This window comes from Bacillus sp. FSL L8-0193, from assembly GCF_037976065.1.
Classification (GTDB): Bacteria; Bacillota; Bacilli; order Bacillales; family Bacillaceae; genus Bacillus; species Bacillus paralicheniformis.
The window spans coordinates 2,058,761-2,082,781 of sequence record NZ_CP150261.1 but is presented as its reverse complement, the minus strand read 5'-3'; the positions used below and the strand labels follow the sequence as shown (position 1 = coordinate 2,082,781).

The 24,021-nt window shown below is 43.1% G+C and carries 18 protein-coding genes and 2 pseudogenes; 17 read left to right on the top strand and 3 right to left on the bottom strand.

From position 1 onward, the window contains the following. Positions 1–22: 22 nt before the first annotated feature. The 6 genes from MHH76_RS10540 (at position 23) to MHH76_RS10515 (ending at position 6,230) form a co-directional block, all read left to right on the top strand. On the top strand, positions 23–874 hold the full coding sequence (locus MHH76_RS10540) for an SDR family oxidoreductase (protein WP_026579629.1): 852 nt from the start codon (positions 23–25) through the stop codon (positions 872–874). Between the two features lie 297 nt (positions 875–1,171). After that, a complete protein-coding gene (locus tag MHH76_RS10535) occupies positions 1,172–1,546 on the top strand; it encodes a GntR family transcriptional regulator (RefSeq protein WP_020451666.1) in 375 nt (124 codons plus the stop codon). A gap of 2 nt (positions 1,547–1,548) precedes the next feature. Continuing rightward, a complete protein-coding gene (locus MHH76_RS10530) occupies positions 1,549–2,427 on the top strand; it encodes an ABC transporter ATP-binding protein (RefSeq protein ID WP_023857534.1) in 879 nt (292 codons plus the stop codon). Further along, the gene (locus tag MHH76_RS10525) at positions 2,411–3,067 is read left to right on the top strand and encodes an ABC-2 transporter permease (protein ID WP_020451664.1); all 657 of its coding nucleotides are present in this window, start codon (positions 2,411–2,413) and stop codon (positions 3,065–3,067) included. The genes MHH76_RS10530 and MHH76_RS10525 overlap by 17 nt, the downstream gene beginning before the upstream one ends. A gap of 271 nt (positions 3,068–3,338) precedes the next feature. Continuing rightward, positions 3,339–5,282 (top strand): BglG family transcription antiterminator, encoded by a 1,944-nt coding sequence (locus MHH76_RS10520; protein ID WP_020451663.1) that lies wholly within the window; start codon positions 3,339–3,341, stop codon positions 5,280–5,282. 771 nt (positions 5,283–6,053) lie between these two features. Next, a complete protein-coding gene (locus MHH76_RS10515) occupies positions 6,054–6,230 on the top strand; it encodes a hypothetical protein (protein ID WP_023857537.1) in 177 nt (58 codons plus the stop codon). A 189-nt stretch (positions 6,231–6,419) separates the two neighbouring features. On the opposite strand, the gene MHH76_RS10510 is transcribed toward MHH76_RS10515, so the two are convergent. Beyond that, complete coding sequence (locus MHH76_RS10510; protein WP_023857538.1) at positions 6,420–6,734, bottom strand: YfzA family protein; 315 nt, start codon at positions 6,732–6,734, stop codon at positions 6,420–6,422. A 177-nt stretch (positions 6,735–6,911) separates the two neighbouring features. Next, a pseudogene (locus tag MHH76_RS10505) lies at positions 6,912–7,040 on the bottom strand (site-specific integrase); the annotation flags it as partial. A 254-nt stretch (positions 7,041–7,294) separates the two neighbouring features. On the opposite strand from MHH76_RS10505, the gene MHH76_RS10500 reads away from it, so the two are divergent. The 11 genes and pseudogenes from MHH76_RS10500 to MHH76_RS10450 all read left to right on the top strand — a co-directional run. After that, positions 7,295–9,238: a PTS fructose transporter subunit IIABC gene (locus MHH76_RS10500; RefSeq protein ID WP_023857540.1), complete on the top strand. Its 1,944-nt coding sequence runs from the start codon at positions 7,295–7,297 to the stop codon at positions 9,236–9,238. Positions 9,239–9,247: 9 nt separating this feature from the next. Continuing rightward, positions 9,248–10,213, top strand: a complete 966-nt coding sequence (gene manA / locus MHH76_RS10495; protein WP_173636685.1) for a mannose-6-phosphate isomerase, class I — start codon at positions 9,248–9,250, stop codon at positions 10,211–10,213. Positions 10,214–10,673: 460 nt separating this feature from the next. Further along, positions 10,674–12,389, top strand: a complete 1,716-nt coding sequence (locus tag MHH76_RS10490) for an acyl-CoA dehydrogenase family protein (protein WP_023857542.1) — start codon at positions 10,674–10,676, stop codon at positions 12,387–12,389. Between the two features lie 15 nt (positions 12,390–12,404). Further along, positions 12,405–13,292 (top strand): NAD(P)-dependent oxidoreductase, encoded by an 888-nt coding sequence (locus MHH76_RS10485; protein WP_023857543.1) that lies wholly within the window; start codon positions 12,405–12,407, stop codon positions 13,290–13,292. A gap of 18 nt (positions 13,293–13,310) precedes the next feature. Further along, a complete protein-coding gene (locus tag MHH76_RS10480; protein ID WP_023857544.1) occupies positions 13,311–14,765 on the top strand; it encodes a CoA-acylating methylmalonate-semialdehyde dehydrogenase in 1,455 nt (484 codons plus the stop codon). 80 nt (positions 14,766–14,845) lie between these two features. Beyond that, on the top strand, positions 14,846–15,631 hold the full coding sequence (locus MHH76_RS10475) for an enoyl-CoA hydratase-related protein (RefSeq protein ID WP_023857545.1): 786 nt from the start codon (positions 14,846–14,848) through the stop codon (positions 15,629–15,631). A gap of 15 nt (positions 15,632–15,646) precedes the next feature. Next, complete coding sequence (locus tag MHH76_RS10470) at positions 15,647–16,708, top strand: enoyl-CoA hydratase/isomerase family protein (RefSeq protein ID WP_023857546.1); 1,062 nt, start codon at positions 15,647–15,649, stop codon at positions 16,706–16,708. 679 nt (positions 16,709–17,387) lie between these two features. Next, the gene (locus tag MHH76_RS10465; RefSeq protein WP_023857547.1) at positions 17,388–18,632 is read left to right on the top strand and encodes an MFS transporter; all 1,245 of its coding nucleotides are present in this window, start codon (positions 17,388–17,390) and stop codon (positions 18,630–18,632) included. 14 nt (positions 18,633–18,646) lie between these two features. After that, entirely contained in the window at positions 18,647–19,912 is a 1,266-nt protein-coding gene (locus MHH76_RS10460; RefSeq protein WP_023857548.1) for an ATP-grasp domain-containing protein, read from the top strand. Between the two features lie 210 nt (positions 19,913–20,122). Beyond that, a complete protein-coding gene (locus MHH76_RS10455) occupies positions 20,123–21,223 on the top strand; it encodes an MBL fold metallo-hydrolase (protein ID WP_031305195.1) in 1,101 nt (366 codons plus the stop codon). Positions 21,224–21,406: 183 nt separating this feature from the next. Further along, positions 21,407–22,276: pseudogene (locus tag MHH76_RS10450) on the top strand (NAD(P)-dependent alcohol dehydrogenase); the annotation flags it as partial. A 239-nt stretch (positions 22,277–22,515) separates the two neighbouring features. On the opposite strand, the gene MHH76_RS10445 reads toward MHH76_RS10450, so the two are convergent. Further along, complete coding sequence (locus MHH76_RS10445; protein WP_023857552.1) at positions 22,516–23,904, bottom strand: PLP-dependent aminotransferase family protein; 1,389 nt, start codon at positions 23,902–23,904, stop codon at positions 22,516–22,518. Positions 23,905–24,021 lie beyond the last annotated feature (117 nt).

The following is a 24,021-nucleotide window of genomic DNA, read 5'->3' as shown; positions in this document are numbered from 1 at the left end:
AATGCAGAGACGAGGGATGAATGTGCAGATTCCTTTTCATGTCAACTTGAAAGATAAGGTGGCTGTAGTGACAGGTGGAGGCGGCATTTTATGCAGCTGTTTCGCTAAAGCAATAGCTCAATGCGGTGCAAAAGTAGCAGTAGTCAGCCGAAGAGCTGAATCGGCAGACAGAGTAGCGAAAGATATCCAAGAAAACGGAGGCGAAGCACTTGCCGTTACAGCAAACGTCCTTGATAAACAAAGCCTTGAACAAGCGAAACAACTCATTAACAGAACATTCGGCAGATGCAATATCCTAATTAACGGTGCAGGCGGCAACCATCCAATGGGAACAACAGATAAAGAATATTTATATAAAAAAGACTTGAATACTAAAGAATTGACTACGTTTTTTGATTTAGAAATAGAGGGAGTAAGGTCTGTATTTGATTTAAACTTTCTTGGCACACTGTTAACCACTCAAGTATTTGCAAAAGACATGGCTGATCACGACGGAAATGTGATCGTTAACATCTCATCCATGAACGCCAATACGCCGCTGACGAAAATTCCCGCCTACAGCGGTGCAAAAGCGGCCGTCAGTAACTTTACCCAATGGCTTGCTGTGCATATGTCAAAAGTCGGAATTCGTGTCAATGCCATTGCCCCAGGCTTTTTTCTTACCGCCCAAAATAGGAGCCTATTGCTCAATGAAGACGGAACATATACGGAGCGAGCACAAAAAATTATCAACCAGACGCCGTTGGATAGATTTGGGGTTCCGGAAGATCTAATCGGAACGTTATTATGGTTGGTAAGCGATAAAGCCTCGGGATTTGTAACTGGAACCATCATACCGGTCGATGGAGGGTTCTCCGCCTATTCTGGAGTATAACTAAGAGAGGTTTTGCTTCAAAAAGCTGATTTTCAACACTGAAAAAATCCCAATTTCTCTGTGCCACATTGAGAAATTGGGATTTATTAATTCAATTTTTCCTTTTTACAGGCAAGAAGATAAACAATTGTATGATCTGCTTCCTTATTTCATCAATATTACCGAATCACTACCGCCGTGCAGGAAGCAGGAGGTTTTCCGCTGCTAATATGTATTGTTTTGTTATTGTTTGACAAAGGTGTTATAACTGTTTATATTGTATATATACAGTTATAACGAATAGAGGGATGTCATGCATTGAATATCATCATTTCAAATTCATCGGATGAACCGATTTATTTGCAGATCGTCAACCAATTAAAAGATCAAATCGTCAAGGGAGAACTCTCGGAGTCAGAGGCGCTCCCATCGATCAGAAACCTGGCCAAAGAGCTTAAAATCAGCGTAATTACAACAAAAAGAGCCTATGACGAACTGGAGAGAGAAGGGTTTATCGTCACAGTCGCGGGAAAGGGCTCGTATGTCGCAGCGATCAACAAAGACGTGCTTCGAGAAACAAAAGTCAAATTGATCGAAGAACACATAGCAGAAGCCGTCACTGAAGCGAAACAAATCGGCTTTACATACGAGGAACTTCAAGAGATGCTCAAACTGGTTTATGAGGAGTGGTAAAAATGACCAGCATACTGGAATTAAAAAATGTATCAAAACATTATCAAGATTTCTCTTTAAAAAACATCAACTTCTCGCTTGAAAAAGGATATATTATGGGCTTTATCGGCCCGAACGGAGCCGGAAAAAGCACGACCATCAAGCTGATTATGAACCTGATCAAAAAAGACGAAGGAGACATCACCATTTTCGGTCTCGACAATGAAAAGCACAATATCGAAATCAAGCAGAGGATCGGCTTTGTATACGATGAAAATCATTTTTACGAAGAACTGACACCGAACGAAATGAAAGGGATCATCAGACCGTTTTACAAAAAGTGGGATGAGGCTGTTTTTCAGCGGTACGCAAAAGACTTCCAGCTCCCTTTAAACAGGCAGATCAAAAACTTGTCAAAAGGAATGAAGATGAAATTCTCATTGGCGGTCGCGCTTTCCCATCATGCCGAATTATTGATCATGGATGAACCGACATCAGGACTCGATCCTCTTGTCAGATCGGAGCTCCTCGACGTGCTGCAAACATTGCTGCAGGATGAAAACAAGTCGATTTTCTTTTCGACGCATATTACCTCTGATTTAGAAAAAGTAGCGGACTATATCACTTTCATTCATAACGGCCGGCTCGTGCTGAGCAAAACAAAGGATGAGCTGTTGGAGGAGTACTGCATTGTAAAAGGAGACCTCGATACGCTGCATAAAGGAAACGAAGACGCCTTAATCGGCATTAAGAAAAACAGCTATGGCTTCGAAGCGCTCTCCAAAGATAAGCGGGGAGTCGTTCAGCATTTCGGGGATTCGGTCATGATCGAAAAACCGACTTTGGAGGATATTTTGGTATTTTCAACCGGCAGGAGTGATCAACATGTATCATCTTATTAAAAAGGATATTTTAATGCAGAAAAGAGCAATGAAACTATCGCTGTTATTGATGATATTTTTTACTTTTACATTGTCACAGCTTGAGCTCGTCGGATATACAGTGGCGGTTTTGGCTGTCACATATCAGCTGGCATTAGGCGCAAGCTCCTTAGAAGACAAAAACAACAGTGATAAAATCCTGATCAGCTTGCCCATTAAAAGAAACATCATCGTCTTATCAAAATATGTATCGGTTTATGTCTATGCGGCTTATGCCATTCTCTTCTATTCTTTGATCAATGCTATCGGACATATGCTGCACTTGCCGCTTGATTTCCCATTGACACTTTCAGGCGTCATGGGTGCTGTTGTGGCTGTTACTTTATTTAGCTCGATCTCATTTCCGCTGCTTTTTAAGTACGGCTATTTGAAGTCCAAAATGGCGAACATTATCATATTTTTCGTCATTATATTTGGAGGGACGGCCTTATTTAAATTTATAAATGCGGGGGAAAACCTTGCACTAAGCCAAAAATTAACGGCTTTTCTGAGCGAAATGTCAAATGCGGGCACATTCATCCTTTTGGTTGGCGTACTGCTCGTGATGATCTCTGTTTCATATGCGATATCGCTCAGCTTTTATAATAAAAGAGAATTTTAGTTTAAGGATCAGCGGGAGGAACTCCGCTGATCCTTTTTTCGTTGCTCAGAACCGTACGGCTGTTTTACTTTCCTCCCACTATCATCTATTATAAAAAATTCCTATAAAAGAAAAATTCTCGTGTTGATAAAAGCATTTTTTCCGGAAGTTTCGGTAAAAAACGAAACTTTTGGCCCTTTTATTTCACTGTATAATGTAAACGGTTACGTTTGTAGTATACTTATACTATCATTTCTTTTTAGGGAAGGATAGAAAAACAGGTGAGAGAGATATGAATACAAGGCAAAAAGACATTCTGAATCTGTTGTTATCTGAACCTGAAGACTATTTAGTCGTACAAGATTTCGCAGACAGGGTAAAGTGTTCTGAAAAAACGATCAGAAATGATCTGAAAACGATTGAAGATTATCTCAATCAGCATTCTGATGCTCAATTGATTCGCAAACCGGGACTGGGCGTTTATTTGAATATTGAAGATCATGAAAGGGTCCGTTTAAGCCGGCAGTTATATACCGAACATCACGCCGCACAGCAGCAATCCGATGAAGAAAGGATGTTGCAAATCGCTTATCAGTTATTAATGAATCCAAAGCCGGTTTCTGCAAAAGAAATGGCTGCCGAGCACTTCTTGAATAAGTCTTCCATCAAAAGGGATTTGAATCAAATCGAAGTTTGGCTCCAGCGGTTTGGCCTCACTCTGGTGTCCAAGCAGCGCCTCGGTTTAAAGATCGAAGGGAGTGAAAAAAATAAAAGAAAAGCGCTGGCGCGCATCTCGGAGTTGATTGACAACCCGGAGTTTACAAGCCGATTTATTAAAAGTCAATTTTTAAGTCATGAAGTGGAATTTGTTAAAAGCGAAATCAGATCATTGCAAAAGCGACATTCTTTATATTTCACTGATGAAACGTTCGAAAATTTACTGTTGCATACACTGCTGATGATTCGCCGCATCAAAATGAAACAGCCGATTACTATTTCTCCAGGGGAAATAGATGCAGTCAAAAAGAAAAAAGAATTTCAGTGGACGTTTGCTTGTTTAAAACGGCTGGAAGCGGTTTTTGCGATCCGCTTTCCTGAAGAAGAGGCCGTCTATTTAACATTGCATATATTAGGCGGCAAAGTCCGTTACCCATTTGGGAAAGAAGGGGAGAGCGGACTGGAAAACCCTTTGCTTCCAAAGGTTGTCGAATATTTAATCCATCGTGTCTCAGAGTTGAAAATGATGAATTTCCGCGAGGACCGGGTTTTGATCAATGGATTGAAAGTTCACCTTAATACCGTTTTAAATCGGCTGAGCTATGACCTTTCCGTATCAAATCCGATGCTCAACGATATCAAAAAAATGTACCCTTATCTGTTTCATATTGTCATTGATGCTCTTGAAGACATCAACCAAACGTTTTCACTTTCGATTCCCGAGGAAGAAGCCGCCTATCTGACATTGCATTTCCAAGCGGCGATCGAGCGCTCCAGCTATGGAAAAGACAAGCATAAAAAAGCGATCATTGTCTGTCATATGGGCATCGGGATGTCACAGCTGCTGCGGACAAAAATCGAACGGAAATTCCACCAAATTGCCGTGATGGACTGCATCGCAAAAGCTGATTTGGCGGACTATACTGCACGACATGAAGATATCGATCTTGTCATATCAACGGTCAGCCTGGAGGATTTATCAATTCCCCATATCGTTGTATCTCCGCTGCTCGAGTCGGCCGATGAGAAAAAGCTCGGCGCTTTTATGGATCAGCTCGGTGAATCGTCCCGGCAAACACAAAAAACGTTTAAAGTGCTGAATGACACGACTCCTTTCCTCGTCTTCCTGCAGCAGGAATCAGAACACCGCTACAAGCTGATTGAACAGCTGGCAATGGCTTTATACGAAAAAGGCTATGTGGAAAAAGAATATGCTGTACACGCCGTCATGAGAGAAAAAATGTCGGCGACAAACATCGGAGCGGGCATCGCCATTCCTCACGCGAACGCCAAATTGATTAAACAATCAGCCATTGCGATCGCCACATTAAAAGAGCCGCTTGACTGGGGCTCTGAAAAAGTATCGCTCGTCTTTATGCTGGCTGTCAAACACGAGGATCAAAACATGACAAAACAACTGTTTCAAGAGCTGTCCAGCTTAAGCGAGCAGCCGGCATTCATCCAAAAGCTGACGAAAGAAACAAATGTGATGACATTTTTATCTTATTTGGATTATTAAAAGCGGGGTTCTGACCTTCATCAACATTCAAGAAAAGATCGATATACAGACAACAGAATGGGATAGGTGAGCAGTTTTGCTTTATCCTATTCTTTTTTTATTGCAAGCCCAACAACAAAGGGTTATGTTGTCCATAAAATTAGATTTTTTAATGTGTAATTAAAATATATTCTTTGGAGAAGAAAGGCTTTATTAAAGTATCAACTTTGTTTTTAGTTAGAGGGAAGAACTTCATTTTCGCTTAACATCTTCAATGCGATTCTATGTTTTTTGTTAAATTGCTGCGGATGTTTTTTGATTTAACTGTTTTATTTGGACTCTCCGGGCTTCAACTTTTCTGTTCTTACGTAGTACTTTTTGAGAAACTTTCCAGCATCTTTTCCAGTTACAATGGGGCTGCCTCTCATTTCCGCATCCGTATAGTTACCTCTTTATGAAGAGAGTATCAGTAACGTTCCCACAATTTAAGAATTTTAACTATGAGATAAGTATTTTAAAAGAGAAATGAGCATATGAATTGAATGTTTTTCAAAATGAATGAATAGTTCTGATCTTTATAAAAAACACAAACCATTACATCGGGAAAATTTACTCAAATTTTGGACTTTTTATGTAAAACGAAAAGGCAACGTGTTAGAGTTAGGCATAATGAGAAATTTTAAAGCCGATAATTACTATAAAGTTATTTATTTTCCAATAATATAAAAATTTATTATTCCAGGGTTGCATCAAATATGCACCTAGAATCAATTGCTTAATGGGGGGAACTTGATGTACAACAAGAAAAATGTTTTTGATATTGTGATGTACATTATTTTCGGTCTGATCAGTCTTTATTTAGTATCAAAAACTGATTTTGGCACTGGAGTATTAGTGTTTATTGCAATTTTATACCTCGCTGTAATTGCTTATAAAGTTGAGCAATTATTTAGTAATTCTAATTCGTAAGGTGTAACACGAGGAGGATATTAGTGAACAAGGACTAGCACGCCTGCACGTATAGATTTACCCAATAGCTAATGTTGCCGAAATCGCTTTGCCTCTGTTTAGAGACAAAGTGATTTTCAATTTCACTCAAAATCAAAACCCCTCTCAAATTTATTCATTTTAATCAACCATATTTATTTTTAATCACGGTTATTTAGAGCTATTACTATAGTGTCTAGGCGAAAATACGTTTTTTAATGCACTTATTATTCCTGGCACAAGAAAGAAGACGCCAAAAAAGACAGTAAGTAAATTTAATTGTGGTGTTTCATAAAAAGTAAACCATTCTATAAAAATTGACGATTCCGTAATTCTCCCAAATAGTGTTCCATCAATCTCTCTATAATTAGGTATCCACCCTGTTGTTTCAAATGTAATAAAAATTATCTGTGACAATAAAAATACACCAATTTGAGAAACCCAATATTTTTTAAAAAATGGAACCCTTTTTTGCTTTTCAGCCAACGAATATTCCTCCCCGCATTAGATACCTTTTTTATATTGATATACGGAAAATTAAAGAATAAGTTTCAAAATTTAATCCTCTCGACATGATAGGAGGAAATACCTTCTTTTTTACATTTCACTCAAAAGCAAAACCCCTCAAGAAAGAGATCTTGGTTTTTGAATAAAAGAGTGATTTTACATAAATATTTGATTCTTTTCTACTTTAAAATCGCGAAGATCATAGTTTTTCATTGTAGTGGAAACATCTTCGTGTTCAGCAATGGATTTGCTGACAAGTTCAACCTTGATTTTCTTGATTTCGAGATATCCTTCATTAAAAAGGAATGTCCTCACTTTACACCTCTTCGAAAAATTTCAGTCCCCAATTGTTGCAATACGGCACATTTTCACAATCAGTCCCAAGTGTTACAAGTCGCCCCTTATTGCAGTCCGTTTTTTTAAAAAAAGCCGGTTTTTCCGGAACCTGCGGTAAAAAACAACGCTTTTACACACACGTTTTTATTATAAAGTAATGACAAGAGCTGCTCACTACTTTAGTTTCAGAAGGAGGATTTCGCATGAAACTGTTAGCGATTACATCATGTCCAAACGGAATTGCCCACACGTATATGGCTGCGGAAAATTTGCAAAAAGCGGCCGATCGAATGGGCGTTCAAATGAAAGTCGAAACACAAGGCGGCATCGGGGTGGAAAATGAGCTGACCGAGCAGGAAATCCGCGAGGCAGACGCGATTATCATAGCCGCAGACCGCTCGGTCAACAAAGACCGTTTTATCGGGAAAAAACTTCTGGCTGTCGGTGTTCAGGAAGGCATCCGAAAACCGGAAGAATTAATACAAAAAGCGATCAGCGGCGATATACCTGTCTATCGGCCGGCTGCGAAAACGGAAGCCTCAGCTCAAACTGAGAAAAAACAAAATCCGATTTACCGGCATTTAATGAACGGTGTATCGTTTATGGTTCCTTTCATCGTCGTCGGCGGATTATTGATTGCGGTCGCACTGACGCTTGGAGGTGAAAAAACGCCGAAAGGGTTAGTGATTCCTGATGAATCTTTTTGGAAAACGATTGAGCAAATCGGGGCTGCCTCATTCTCATTCATGATCCCGATTTTAGCCGGTTATATTGCCTACAGCATCGCCGATAAACCGGGGCTTGTGCCAGGGATGATCGGCGGATACATCGCAGCGACAGGAAGCTTTTACGGCAGCGGAAGCGGTGCGGGGTTCCTCGGCGGCATTATCGCGGGCTTTTTAGCCGGATATGCGGCGCTGGCCATCAAAAAATTAAAAGTGCCAAAAGCCATTCAGCCGATCATGCCGATCATCATCATACCGGTGGTTTCATCGCTTATTGTCGGCTTGGCATTCGTATTGCTGATCGGCGCGCCTGTCGCGCAAATCTTTGAATCTTTGACGGTTTGGCTGGCTGGTATGCAGGGCTCAAGTTCGATTCTTCTGGCATTAATTTTAGGGGCGATGATTTCGTTTGATATGGGCGGCCCCGTCAATAAAGTGGCATTCCTGTTTGGTTCAGCCATGATCGGTGAAGGAAACTATGAAATTATGGGTCCGATCGCCGTCGCCATTTGTATTCCTCCGATCGGGCTTGGCATCGCAACGTTTTTAGGAAAAAGAAAATTTCAGGCGCAAGAAAGAGAAATGGGAAAAGCAGCATTTACAATGGGGTTATTCGGTATTACTGAAGGTGCCATACCGTTTGCTGCACAGGATCCGCTTCGCGTCATACCAAGTATTATGGCGGGTTCAATGACTGGTTCTGTGATCGCCATGATCGGTAATGTAGGGGACAGAGTCGCCCACGGCGGACCGATTGTAGCAGTGCTTGGCGCTGTCGATCATGTGTTGATGTTCTTCATCGCCGTTATTGCCGGATCCCTGGTCACCGCTCTTTTGGTCAATGTACTCAAAAAAGAGGTCGCAGCCGCTCCTGCAGGGGCAAGTGAGACTGCTGCAGTTCATGACATTCCGCAGCCGAACATCGAAATAAAAGCGGAAAGCAAAAAATCCGAAATACCGGAAATTAAAAAGCTCACAGACATCATTGATACAGATTTGATCGAACCTCATTTATCAGGGGATACGAGAGACGACATTATCGATGAAATGATTCAAAAATTGTCCCGTAAAGGTGCACTGCATTCGGAAAGCGAATTTAAACAAGCGATCATGAACCGCGAATTAGAGGGGACAACGGCAATCGGCATGAACATCGCGATCCCGCACGGGAAGTCTGACGCCGTCAAGAAGCCGAGTGTAGCATTCGGCATCAAACGTTCGGGCGTCGACTGGAAGAGTCTTGACGGAACTGACGCCAAACTGATCTTTATGATCGCCGTCCCGAAAGAAAGCGGGGGAAACGAGCATCTGAAGCTTCTGCAAATGCTCTCCCGAAAACTGATGGATGACACCTACAGGGACAAGCTTCTCTCTGCTCAAACAAAAGTAGAAGCATACAAACTTCTGGATGAAATCATCTAAAAAAGGAGGATGCCCGTCATGACTGAACCATTATTTTTCGAGCCTGTTTTTAAAGAAAGAATTTGGGGCGGCACAGCTTTAGCCTCTTTCGGCTACGAGATTCCATCCGAACAAACGGGGGAGTGCTGGGCTTTCGCCGCCCATCAAAATGGGCAAAGCGTCGTGAAAAACGGCATGTATAAAGGGCTCACACTCAGCGAATTATGGAATGAACATCGCCATTTATTCGGACATATAAAGGGAGACCGCTTTCCTCTTCTGACAAAAATTTTGGACGCCGACCAAGACCTATCCGTACAAGTGCATCCAAACGATGAATATGCAAAACTGCACGAAGACGGGGAGCTTGGAAAAACGGAATGCTGGTATATCATGGATTGCAACGAAGATGCGGAGATCATTTACGGCCACCATGCCAAAACGCGGGAAGAACTGGTCTCAATGATCGAACACGGGAAATGGAACGAGCTCTTGCGCCGCGTCAAAGTGAAGCCGGGAGATTTCTTCTATGTGCCGAGCGGAACCGTCCATGCGATCGGAAAAGGTATTTTGATTTTGGAGACGCAGCAGAATTCAGACACAACCTACAGACTATATGATTATGACAGAAAAGATGCTGAAGGAAACCTGCGCGAGCTCCATTTGCAAAAAAGCATAGAAGTGATCGACGTCCCGTCTTCGCCTGGCCGCGAAGATGTTCAATATGAAACATCGGGTAATGTCAAGACTGCCGCACTGATTGAGTGTCCTTATTTCTCAGTAGCAAAATGGGATGTAAAAGGATCAGCCTGGTTCAAACAGGATAAACCGTTTCTTCTTGTCAGCGTCATAGAAGGGGAAGGGCAGATCAATGCGTCTTGCGGCAACGACTTTTCTTTTAAAAAAGGAGATCACATGCTGCTGCCTGCGGGCTTTGGAGAATTTACAATCGCCGGCCGTGCAGAATGTATCGTCTCAAGCCTGTCAAATGAATAAGCCATCAACGGTCACTTTCTAAACAGACCATCAAAACGATGGTCTGTTTTATTTTTTCAAAAAAGCATGCCGGCTTGCCAAAACGCGTTCGCCACAAGGCGGACAATGCATATTCCCAAGCTTTCACAAGTAAAATAGAGTAAACCAAAAAAACATTTGGAAATCTTCCAATTATTTGATAAGCTGATATTAAAAGCTTCATAACTTACACATCAGCTGCACTGCCCGGAGCTTTTCGCGGAACAGTTGCTTCATGAAACAAAAAAGCGGGGCTGTGTTCCGGCGACAGGCAGAAGAAAAGCCTGCTAAATGACCGAAACAACCGTGCCCTTCATAATTGGTTGGTCCTTATCTGGATGAGAAAAGGAGACGATGATTCGTATCAGGTAAAATGTAAGCGGATTCATCGTCTTTTTATCTCAGTTTATCACTCTTTTTAGCGGAAGCGAGGAGGAAAGCAATGGGGAAAGCAAAAATTCGATGGAATGAACCCTTGATTTCTCAACACGAATCGGCTGCTGAAGGATTTACGCCGGAAGATTTCACAGAGGAAGATCAACTGATTTCAAAAACGACAGAATCATTTGTCAAAAATGAAGTCATGCCCCTTCTTGAATCGATCGATCAGCAGGATCACGAAAGCGTGAAAAAATTGTTTCAAAAAGCGGGAGAGCTCGGATTGCTCAGTATCGAAGTTCCTGAGGAATACGGCGGCCTTTCACTCAGCAAGAAGCTTTCCGGGTTAGTAGCAGAGAAAATGGGAGCCGGCGGATCGTTCAGCGTCTCCTTTAATATTCATGCGGGCGTCGGGACATTGCCGTATATTTATTATGGAACAGAAGAACAAAAACGAAAATACCTTCCGAAACTGGCATCGGGCGAATGGATCGGAGCATATGCTCTGACAGAGCCGGGCGCAGGCTCAGATGCTTTAAACGCAAAAACGACGGCCGTCTTGAATGGCGAAGGAACAGCCTGGGTTTTAAACGGGGAAAAACAGTGGATTACGAACGCGCAAGTAGCTGATGTATATGTTGTCTTTGCAAAAACGGCGGAAGGCATGACAGCATTTATCGTCGAACGTTCGTTTAAAGGCGTTTCCATCGGACCTGAAGAGAAGAAGATGGGAATCAAAGGGTCTTCGACGGCAACCTTAATCCTCGAAGAAGTCGAGGTGCCAAACGACAATGTTTTGGGTCATGTCGGGAAAGGTCATCACGTCGCTTTGAACATTTTAAACATGGCCCGCTTAAAGCTCGCGTTTTCGAACATTGGAATGGCAAAGCAAGCATTGAACCTTGCCGTTAGCTACGCCAAACAGCGCAAACAATTTAACAAGCCGATCATCGGTTTTTCAATGATTCAAGAAAAGATTGCCGACATGGCAATTTCGATTTTCGGCGCCGAAAGCGCTGCTTACAGAACGGCAGACTGCCTGGACCATGTTTTAAATTCGGCTGAGCCATTAGACGACAGACTGAGAAAACTCACAAACTATGCATCCGAATGCGCGATCAATAAAGTTCACTGCTCCGAAATACTCGACCGAAATGCAGACGAGGCGGTACAGATTCATGGCGGCTACGGATACATGCAGGAGTACGAAGTCGAACGTTTGTACCGGGACGCGAGGATCAGCCGGATTTTCGAAGGGACAAACGAGATTAACCGTTTGACGATCGCCAAACTGATGATGAAAGAAGTGAAGCAAAACGGCATCTCAGAGCCGGAAGCTCAATTAAGCAGCGGGGAAAACCGAAACCGGCGGTTTATTCAGCTGTCCAACAGGCTTTTCGGCAAAACATTAAAAGCGCTTAAACGCTCCCGCGTGAACATTCAAGAGGAGCAGGAATACGCGCGGATTCTCGCCGACATGCAAAAAGAACTCTATGTGATGGAATCCGCCGCCCTCCGGAACGAAAAGGCAACCAAAAGATACGGAAGCGAAAAAGCACGGTTGAAAGAAATGATGACGAACGTTATTTGTGAAGAAGGCTTCCGCAAAATTGAAGAGATGGCGGTAACCGCCTTATCAGGCATAGAATCTGATGAAGCCGAAAGAAAGCTCGCAATGGAAGAGGCTCACAGCCTTACTTTGCCCCTTTTCAGCAATCTGTTTGCTCAAAAACGCGAAATCGCAGAGAAAATAGCCGCTCATGAAAAATATACGGTGTGATCGGAGGGAAACCGTTTGAAAAAAATCGGGTTTATCGGTTTGGGCAACATGGGTCTGCCCATGTCGAAAAATTTGCTTCAGGAGAACTTTGCGGTGTATGGAACGGATCTTAACAAAGAAGCTGAATTGGCCTTGCATCATGCAGGGGGAACGATCGGGATTTCAGTTGAAAAGATGGTAAAAGAGTGTGACGCCATCCTCACAAGCCTTCCTTCATCAAAAGCTGCAGAGGAGGTTTTTCTGGGAAAAAAGGGGCTCGTCCACCTGGCTGAACCAGGCGTCCTTCTGATTGATACAAGCACGGTCGCTCCTGAACTGAATATCCGGATTGCAGAGGAAGCGAAAAGCAAAGGAATTGATTTTCTTGCGGCGCCGGTCAGCGGCGGTGTAATCGGAGCGGTCAACCGGACGCTTACCTTTATGGTCGGGGGGCCGAAGTCTGTTTTTGATAAAGCATTGCCTATTTTCAACGTATTGGGCGAGAATATTTTTCATGTGAACGAAAACATCGACAGCGGAACGAATACGAAGCTGATCAACAACCTCTTAATCGGTTTTTATACAGCCGGCGTCAGTGAAGCCTTGCATCTTGCCAAAAACAGCAATCTCGATCTCGAAAAATTGTTTGAGATGCTGAACGTCAGCTATGGGCAGAGCCGAATCTATGAGCGCAACTATAAAAGTTTCATAGCGAATGAAAACTATGAACCTGGCTTTTCTTTGAAGCTGCTGCTGAAAGACCTTGGCTTTGCACTGGATTTGGCTGAGAAGAACGAGGTTGAACTGCCGGTAAGCAAGATTCTCTTCGGCATCTATGAAGAAGCCGATCAGAACGGATATGGCGAAAAAGATATGTCTGTTTTATACAAAAAAATTAGCGAACAGAAGACAACTTATCGGTAAGGAGAGGTGAGAACGCACATGATCACAACGAATGCCAAGAAAATTATGAACCATATCGACGGGGAGTGGGTGAATTCCTCAGGTACGAAAGCTGAAGAAGTCGTCAATCCTGCAAACGGAAACGTCATCGCTTATGCGCCCCTATCTGTGAGAGCGGATGTAGATCATGCCGTGCAGGCTGCCAAACACGCTTATCAGACCTGGTCACTTGTGCCTGTCCCCAATCGGGCGAGACTTTTATACAAATATTTGCAGCTTCTTCAAGAGCAAAAAGAACAATTGGCAGACATCATTACGACGGAAAACGGCAAAACGTTAAAAGACGCCCGAGGCGAAGTGCAGCGCGGAATCGAAGTTGTTGAGCTTGCAACAGCCACACCTACTTTAATGATGGGAGAATCCCTGCCCGCGATAGCAGGGGGCATCGACGGATCGATTTGGCGCTATCCTTTGGGGGTCGTCGCCGGTATTACGCCGTTTAACTTTCCAATGATGGTTCCTCTGTGGATGTTTCCGCTCGCCATTGCTTGCGGAAACACGTTCGTCCTGAAACCTTCGGAACGCACTCCTATTCTTGCCGGAAAGCTTGTCGAGCTGTTTTATGAAGCCGGGTTTCCGAAAGGTGTGCTGAACCTCGTTCATGGAGGAAAGGATGTTGTAAACGGAATATTGGAGAACGATGATATTAAAGCCGTCTCCTTCGTCGGTTCAGAACCGGTCGCAAAATATGTGTATCAAACGGGCACAGCCAACGGGAAGCGCGTTCAGGCTCTGGCCGGCGCAAAAAACCATGCGATTGTGATGCCGGATTGTCATCTTGAAAAATCGGTTCAAGGCATCATCGGGGCGGCATTCGGAAGCAGCGGAGAACGCTGTATGGCCTGCTCCGTCGCGGCGGTCGTTGATGACATCGCCGATGACTTCATGGAAATGCTCGTGTCTGAAACACGGAAGCTGAAGACAGGGGATGGCAGATCAGAGGATCACTTTGTCGGCCCGCTGATCCGCGAAGTTCATAAAGAACGCGTTCTTGACTATATCGACAGCGGTATAAAAGAGGGAGCCGCACTCGCCGTGGACGGACGCAATCCGGATGTTCAGGAAGGATATTTTGTGGGAGCCACGATTTTCGATCATGTAACACCGGAGATGAAAATCTGGCAGGACGAAATCTTTGCGCCGGTCTTGAGCGTCGTCCGCGTGCAAGACCTTAATGAGGGGATCGAGCTCGCCAATCAATCCAAGTTTGCCAACGGCGCTGTCATTTACACGTCGAGCGGGAAAAGCGCCCAGCAGTTCCGCGACAAAATCGATGCCGGAATGATCGGCGTCAATGTCAACGTACCAGCTCCGATGGCATTCTTCTCCTTTGCAGGGAACAAGGCCTCTTTCTATGGAGACCTTGGGACAAACGGAAAAGATGGCGTCCAGTTTTACACGCGCAAAAAGGTCGTCACCGAACGCTGGTTCTAATTCTTAACATAAGGCTCCCTCTCATGCGCAACAGATTTTTTCAGAGGGGCCTTTTCTATTTCAACAGGGAGGGATCAATATTGAACTTGAAATATGCCACACTTAAAACAGAACATAGCATCACGACCGTCACGTTGAACAATCCGCCGGCAAATACACTCTCTTCTTCCTGTATCGCCGAATTGCGCTCTCTTTTTCGGGAATTGGCCCGCGACGAGGAGACAAAAGCGATCATCGTCACAGGAAAAGGACGATTTTTTGTGGCGGGAGCGGATATAAAAGAATTTGTTTCAAAACTCGGGAACCAAAAACTAGGGCTGGCACTCGCAAAAGGGGGCCAGGCGCTCTGTGATGAAATCGAAGCTTCCAATAAGCCCGTCATTGCGGCGATAAACGGACCGGCTCTTGGCGGAGGCCTGGAACTCGCAATGAGCTGCCACTTCAGAATCGTATCAGACGATGCAACACTCGGCCTTCCCGAATTAAAGCTCGGCTTGATTCCCGCGTTTGGAGGTACACAGCGGCTTCGCAACATAACGGATACAGCGACAGCACTCGATCTCATCCTGACGGGCCGAACGCTTTCAGCTCAAGAAGCGGTAGAGCTGAAAATTGCGCAGATGGCGGTAAAGGGGGAGGAACTGATGAAGACGGCAGAAGGGGTCGCGTCGTCTTTTATCGAAGGAAAAAGCATGACCAGCGTGAGGCGCGCCGTCGAATGTGTCGTACAGGGCGCCTCTGAAAGCATGGAACAGGCACTGGAGAGAGAGCGAAACAGATTCGCCGAGCTGTTTGTCACTTCAGACGCCAAAGAAGGAATTCACGCATTTGTCGAAAAGCGCAAACCAAACTTTCATCATTCATAAAAGGAGTGGATCCAGATGTCCGATGATGTGCTGTTTTCCGTTAATCAAAACGGCGCCGCAGCGATTGTTTTGAATCGTCCGAAAGCGCTCAACTCCCTCACATACGACATGGTCCGTCTGATTGGTGAAAAGTTAAACGAGTGGGAGACAGATCAAAACGTTTCTGTTGTGGTCATCAAAGGTGCAGGACCAAAAGGACTGTGTGCCGGAGGGGATATTAAGGCACTCTATGAAGCACGTTCGTCAAAACAGGCCCTGCAAGAAGCCGAGTGCTTTTTTGAAACAGAGTACGAAGTCGATATGGTAGTCCATCGATTTCCGAAACCGATCATCGCCTGCTTGGATGGGATCGTCATGGGGGGAGGCGTCGGCCTGACATACGGGGCCAGCCACCGGATTGTCACGGAGAGGACAAAATGGGCGATGCCTGAAATGAATATCGGTTTCTTTCCGGATGTCGGGGCAGCCTATTTTTTAAACAGAGCTCCGGGACACATAGGAAGATATCTTGGATTAACGGCATCTGTCATCCATGCGGCAGACGTGCTGTATATCAATGGGGCAGACGCCTACATGGAGAGCGGCGCTTTAGAACGATTGATCCAAACAGTGGAACAAACAGATTGGCGCCTTGTAAACGTTGAAGAAAAGCTCAATCAGCTGATCGGCGAATCGAAAACGAAGCCCTCCCAAGAAAGCACGCTCGCCCGTGATCAGCAAGCGATTGACCGGCATTTTAAGTATGATAAGCTCGAAGAGATCCTTCAATCGCTCGAAAGCGAAGGAAGCACTTTTAGCTCGAATGTGAAAAAAACGATGCTTTCCAAAGCGCCATTTTCATTGAAAATCACATTGAAACAGCTGGCGGACGGACGTCAAAAAACATTGGAAGAATGCTTTGCAACAGATCTGGTGCTGGCGAAGAACTTTTTGAAGCACGACGATTTCTTCGAAGGCGTCCGGTCCGTCCTGATCGACCGTGATCAATCGCCGAACTACAAGTATCGGCACGTTTCAGATGTAACCGATGAAGCAGTGGACCGGTTTTTCCAACCTTCTGAATCTGTCCGATTTTAAAAGCGGGAGCTGACGATTAACGTCAGCTCTTTTTTTGTAAACCTCCCACGGTTTCTATCTGGGGGCCACCAACAATATGCTAAGGTACCATCGGCTTTAATTCATTGATTAAGAGGGCTGAGTGAACCTAAGCTTGCTATATTCTTCATATCAAAGGTGTATACTCCAAGAAAATTAACATGTTCCCATCCCAATTCCCCTCGTTTCCCAAAAATAAGGCGCTCGCAAGGCCATTCATGGTCTCACCTTTTTTCACTGATACGACGACGTAAGGATTCATTTGATATGTAATCCAAAATTAGAATTGTATTTTTCAATTCCTCCACGTGATTCTCATAATCCACACTAATCTCAACGATAAATGTTTCCTGTTCAATGATATGGTTTTATAAATTCGTTGATTATTGATGCTGTACATTCATTAGGATCATTGGAGAGTACCTCAGCTTTTTAAAAAACTGAGGTCATTTGTTTCAATATAATTACACCTGTAGTTGAACATCAAAACAAAAACTACAATTTTGATATCTTGCTTTTACATTCGCAAACGCGTACGAGGGTCATCATAGGAGATATACTATGGATGGAGGTTAATAACAATTGAGACGCCCAAAACAATGCTGAATAAGGGAACTGGCGTATAAAGGTTTCGAATAATATGAATTAATAGGGGGTTATTATGAAAAATAAAATACATTTTAATTTTTACAAGCTTTGGCTAGGACAGTCTGTAAGTTTGTTAGGTACCCAGTTTACAATAGTAGCTTTGCCTCTTTTTGCATTAGAGGTGCTACAAACAAGTGAGGCAAATGCTGCCATGCTTCGTGGGATTATATTCATACCCTACCTAATTTTCGGATTAGTAGCTGGTGCTTTGATAGACATCCTTCACAGAAAAAATATTTTGCTAATTTGTAGTATATGTCAAGGCGTTTTATTTTTAGCAGTATTCATACTGACTGTAACAAATATAATAACGTTCCCTTTATTGGTGTTTCTCATGTTTTTGAATGGAGTATTTACTACGTTTTACAACATTGCAATTCCCTCTTTCTTGCCTGAAATATTAACAGATAAAGACAACTTAAAAAAAGGAAATGCACTACTAGCTCTTTCAGAGTCTCTCTCTATAGTAATTGGTCCTATGCTAGCAGGAATCGTTATTACTCTAGTTGGATTAACAGGCTCTTTCACTGTTGACGCAGTAACGTATTTTGTTTGTTTTGTGTTTGTATTATTTATTTCAAAGTTTAAACCGCATACAGAGGGCTCTTTAAAAAACGCAAATATAAAATCCGTATACAAAGACATATATGAAGGTTTGATATATTTTAAAAAACACCCTGTATTAGAACCAATTGTAAGCTGTGGCGCTGTTTACGGTTTTTTTAAATACATACTAAATAGTATTTTAGTAATATTCCTTTATAAGGTAATGGGTCTATCTGAACTTGAAATAGGCTTTGTTGTAGGTTCAGCAGCGGTGGGATTTTTAATAGGCAATACATTACTCATGAAAAAAAGTCAACAAATTAATAATACAAAAATGCTTATTTATAGCGCTACTGTATCAGTTATCGGTCTGGCCTTTATACCGATAATGGGATATTTGGGAACCGTTTACGGTATAGTAGCTGCAAGTATCATACATGGCATGGGAGAAGGTGTATTTGGCCCTTACTCTGCAACCATACGACAACTTGCTTCACCAAGTCACATGCTAGGCAGAGTAAATGCTGTACAGCGTACGCTTAATTGGGGAGCTTGGGCATTAGGAAGTTTTGCTAGTGCATTTTTAGTTTCTATATTCGGGCTTCAAACTACGTTATTTATAGGGGGCTTCGGAACAACATTGTGTTTAATGATGTTGTTAAGGCGAGGCGTATCAAAAGGAACCGAAATTGAATATACGAGTTCATTATAGAGGAGATGATTATGATGTATAAGATATCAAAAGGAATCGACATAGAAAATACACCACACATTTTATTTATAGGGGGATGGACAAAACCTATACAAGATGCTTTAGATAGGGGGTATACTGTTTCGTATATAGGGTCTTACACTAAACACATATACTTTGATGGAACTATTTTAGAAAAGTGTTTCTATAAAAAAGAAATAGACACAACAAATATACCCTTGTCTGTATACTATGCTGAAGAATTGTACAAAGAGAAACCATTTGAGGTGGTAGTATCTTTCAACGAAGCAGCCTTAGATACGGCTTGCATAATTGCAAAGATTTTTAATGTTAAAGGACCTTCTTACAATGCTAATATGATAACCCGCAATAAGGACATGATGCGTGAAATTCTAGCAGGCAAAGACTTTTCGATAGATTCGACAGTTTGCAATAACATAAAAGACATTGATGAATTTTTGAACAAAAAAGGCAGCATTATAATAAAGCCTCCGATTGGTGCAGGTGGTATAGGAGTGTCTAAGCTAGACACGGGAGATAACGTAGAGGTATTTATTAAAGATAATGGTATTCAACTACCTGTTTTAGTGGAAGAGTACGTTGAAGGTGACGTAGTTTATACGGTCGAAACCGTTTCTTATAACAAAAAACACTCTATACTAGCTATATCAGCTGAAATATTTAAAGAAGATACGTTTATAATAAACTATACTATTATGCCGGCACCTATAGATGAATCCCAAAAAAAATTAATTATGGAGAAAGTAATGCTATTTTTGGAGGACATGCAACTGGAAGACGGCATTACTCATACAGAGGTAAAGTTAGACAAACAAAAAAAGCCAATAATCATAGAGTCTCAAGTTAGGATAGGTGGCGGAAACATATGGAAAATGGTGGAACTAACAACCGGCATATCTCAATTTGGATACTATTATGATGCGTTAGCTACCAAGACTATAGATGAATTTAGATGTGCACCTTCAAAATGTCAAGCTATGTCTTTAAGCTTGATTCCAAAACCAGGTTGCATAAAAGAAATCAAATACAATGAGCTAGCTAACATTTCCGAGGTCGTATTAATTGATCTATTTGTAAAAGAGGGTGACACCATATCACCTATTGTTGACAGTACAGGGCGCAAAGGAAGTATATTATTTACAGCTAAGGATATAGAACATATGTATGAAGTTGCTTATGAAATATGTGACAATATAACATTTGTTTATCAGGACTTGTCAGAATGGAAACCTTCATTTAAAAAGAAATGTGGCACATGACTTGTCTATGTCAAGGTGCCTCAAAAAAGAACTCTTCAAATTCGAAGGGTTCTTTAAATTTTTATTCGCTGTTTAGTTATGCACGGTATTCAGCTACGATGGTATTATCTCAAACAGTACAGCGTTACACTGGCGATGATGCAAGTATAATCGGTAGAATAGGAAGCAGCAAGATATCATCCTAAAAAGGAAGGAACAATGAAAAAAATCATGATGTTTTTATTCATTTTTATCATCGTATTTTGCGCGGCTGTTTTGTTATTCATCAATTTACACCCCGTGTTTGGGGGAAATCCAAGCACAGAACAAAAAAAGCTGTATCAAAACTTTGACAATTATGCAGATGGCAAATTTGTCAATCAGACTCCGGAAAAGATGGATATGGGTGGAATCTCCGGCGTTTTCTCGATGATGAGAGACGCTGTTTCCGGCGGCAAGGAACGCAACCCTTCCGGTCAAATCCCTGTTTCTAAGATCGATTGGAGCACAGTTAAAGATAACGAAGACAGCTTAACATGGTTTGGACATTCCGCTTTTTTACTGAGCATCGACCGCAAAAAAATACTCGTAGATCCTATGCTGGGTTCAATCGCTTCACCCGTATCATTTATCGGAAGCAGACGCTACAGCGAAGACATCCTGCATATGGTCGATGATATGCCGCCGATTGACGCCGTCTTGATCACACATGATCATTATGATCACTTAGATTATCCATCCATCTTAAAGCTGAAGGAAAAGGCCGGTCATTTCTTCGTTCCCCACGGAGTCAGCGCACACTTGATACGGTGGGGAGTTGAGAAAGAAAAAATCACAGAGCTCAATTGGTGGGATGAAACGGAGTTTCAAGGTTTGACGATATCCTTGACACCGTCCAAACACTTTTCGGGTAGAGGATTGTTGAATCGAAACACGACCCTGTGGGGCGGCTGGGTTATCCTCGGAAAGCATACGCGTTTTTATACGAGCGGTGACGGGGGATATGATGAACATTTTAAGGAAATCGGCAAAAAATACGGCCCTTTTGATATCACCTTAATGGAGGGCGGTCAATATGACAGACGCTGGTCCGGGATTCATATGACACCCGAACAATCTGTACAGGCCCACAAAGATGTAAAAGGAAAGAACATGATGTTGATTCACTGGGGCGCGTTCACCCTCGCCTATCATGGCTGGAAAGAGCCGATTGAACGTGCTTTGAAAGAAGCTGAGAAAAAAGGCGCCAACATGGTTGCTCCCGCGATTGGTGAAACAATCCTGTTAAACGGCCAATACTCGCTTCCCGAGTCCTTTTGGTGGGATATGTAAACAGGCCGTTTATCCGTATACAAGTCACACCCTTTGCAACTCTAAAAAAAGCCGTTTCCAGCGCAGGCTGGAGACGGCTTTTATCAGGAAATTTCACAAAAACCCTTGCGTTAAAGTGGACTTTAACGATTATTCTGTAGATGCAGCTTATTCGCAGCCTTAATCGAAAAAAGCAAGGAGAGTTATGATGAATGGGGAGGCGGAATCTTTCCAATGGTTCCGGGACATGAAATCGCCGGCATTGTCAAAGCAGTAGGACCAGACGTTAAAAAATTTGCTGTCGGTGACCGCGTCGGGGTCGGCTGCTTCGTCGACTCCTGTGGCGAATGTGAATACTGTCGGAGCGGAGAGGAGCAATTTTGTACGAAAGGCGTGATCCAAACGTATAACTGTTTAGACTACGATGGTCATCCGACATACGGCGGTTACAGCCAGTACATCGTGGTCAAAGAAGATTTCGTTGTCCGCATTCCGGACAGTCTGAACTTGGATGCTGCCAGCCCGCTCTTATGCGCGGGCATTACCACGTACTCTCCTTTGAAGCATTGGAACGCAGGTCCCGGCAAGAAAATTGCCGTTGTTGGAATGGGGGGACTCGGCCATGTCGCCATCCAATTCGCGCATGCCATGGGGGCAGAAGTAACGGTCCTGAGCCGCTCTTTGAATAAACAAGAAGAAGCCTTGCGTTTTGGCGCAGACCATTATGTTGCAACTAGTGATCCTACTGTATTTATTGAACTGGCCGGGCCGTTTTGACCTCATTTTAAACACGGTGTCCGCCAATCTGGACGTTGATGCTATTTATCGCTTCTTCGCGTAGATGGAACACTTGTTAACGTCGGCGCGCCGGCAGAACCGGATCAATACAGTGTGTTTTCCTTAATTATGGGCCGCCGCAGCATTCCAGGTTCGCTAGTCGGCGGCATTCGCGAGACACAAGAGATGCTTGATTTCGCTGCTGAACACGGCATCGCTCCGCAAGATGAAGCGTATGAGCGCGTACTTCGCAGCGATGTGCGTTATCGATTCGTGATTGATATCTCCACTTTGTAAATCATATGTAATACAGAGAGGCCAGTCATTTTATTTGACTGGCCTTTTTTCGCCTGATCCGGCAATTTAAGCGGAGCGGATGGACATACAGCTTCATTCTATATGGCATTTCACAACCTCCCAAATGTAAGATTTCTTTTCAAATTACCATTTTACATGATGTAACAGAATTGTAAATTATCTTCATAGGGAAGAGCTATCTTCATGCATACATGTTGGCAAGGCCGTAATTAATCAACTTATCCGAGATACTGTTTTAATATATCCAACCCTAATTTCAGCTCATCTAATGAATTTGTAGAAGAAAGCGCAATGCGCAAATATTTTTCGCGCGTCGTCTGCCCGCTGAGAAAACGGTCGGAATGAAAAACCCGAATCCCACGCTTCCTCAAATCCGTCTCCAATTGTGATGAGTCAGCATGCTCTTCAATCGGAAGCCATCGGTATAAACTAAGAGGATGTTCACCAGGCTCAGTTACAGGAAAATATGCCGCATAAAGATCATTGGCCGACTGTGCAAGCTTTTTCTTTTGAGCAACGATTTCATGAGCCTTACCTGATAAAATCAGCTCAGTAATGACCTCCGCATCTAAAGATGACGTTTTGACATTGATGTTAAAAATGCCCTGCAATATCTTTTCCCGTAAAGCATCCCCATACACCATATAGGCAACTCTTAACCCGGAGCATATCGACTTTGAGGTGCTGCAAATGTATATGCTCTGATCTGGAAGCAAACTAAACATTGGCTGCTGATAATCTGATACAATCCCTGCCGTCAGAAACGCATGAATATCATCCTCGATCAACAGCAAATCATGCTTGCGGATGGCCTCCACTAATTCATGCTTTCGAACATCTGATATCATCACGGTTGTCGGATTACAGCATGAGGGCATCAGAAATATGCCGTGAATTTTCGTCTGGCAGCACTGCTTTTCAAGTTCATCCGGCAGCATTCCATACTGGTCACCGGAAACAGGTACCAATTGAATATGGAGCATTTTGGCCAGCTCAATAAAGTTCGAATACGTGTATAGGTCAGTTGCAATGCGGTCACCAGGGTCAAACAGCGAGGTCAATGCAATGGCCAACGCATTTTGAGCACCGGAAACAATCGCAATATGTTCTTGGTCTGCGTGAATACCGAAAGATTCCATCCAGTTTAGCCCTGCCGTTTTTTGATGCGGAATACCAGTCGGGTCATTGTAGTCCATTAGCTTCTCCAAATAGCTTTTATCTGCAGCTTTTTGAACAACCTCCGCTACCATTCCGTTGGTTTGCTCAAAAGAGGCTACAAATCCGAGATCAATGCAGTTTGTCACCTTATCTGCGGAAATGGTGATAGAGCGGGCAGCATTAGGAGCGACGAAGGTGCCGCTTCCGGTGACAGCATAAATCAGCCCCTTGAACTCACATAGTTTGTAGGCGCGTGTAATCGTGGTAAAGTTTAAATCAAGAAAATCTGCCAGTTCCCGTTGCGGAGGCAGCTTTGTCCCAGGCGCCAAAAAACCGTTTACGATATCCTCTTCAAGCAATGTCGCAATCGAATAATAATAAGGACGCTTCAATGCTTTCTTATCAGGTTTCCAAGACATTGGATAGTTGTCAAACGAATTGACTGGCATTTTGCTCCTCCTACATTTAAATTCCATACAATAATATCATCAATAGTTTGGAATTCAAATGCAGAACGGGAAGTTTTAAAGAGGGGACAATTAAAGGAGGCCCGATCTGTAAAAGTC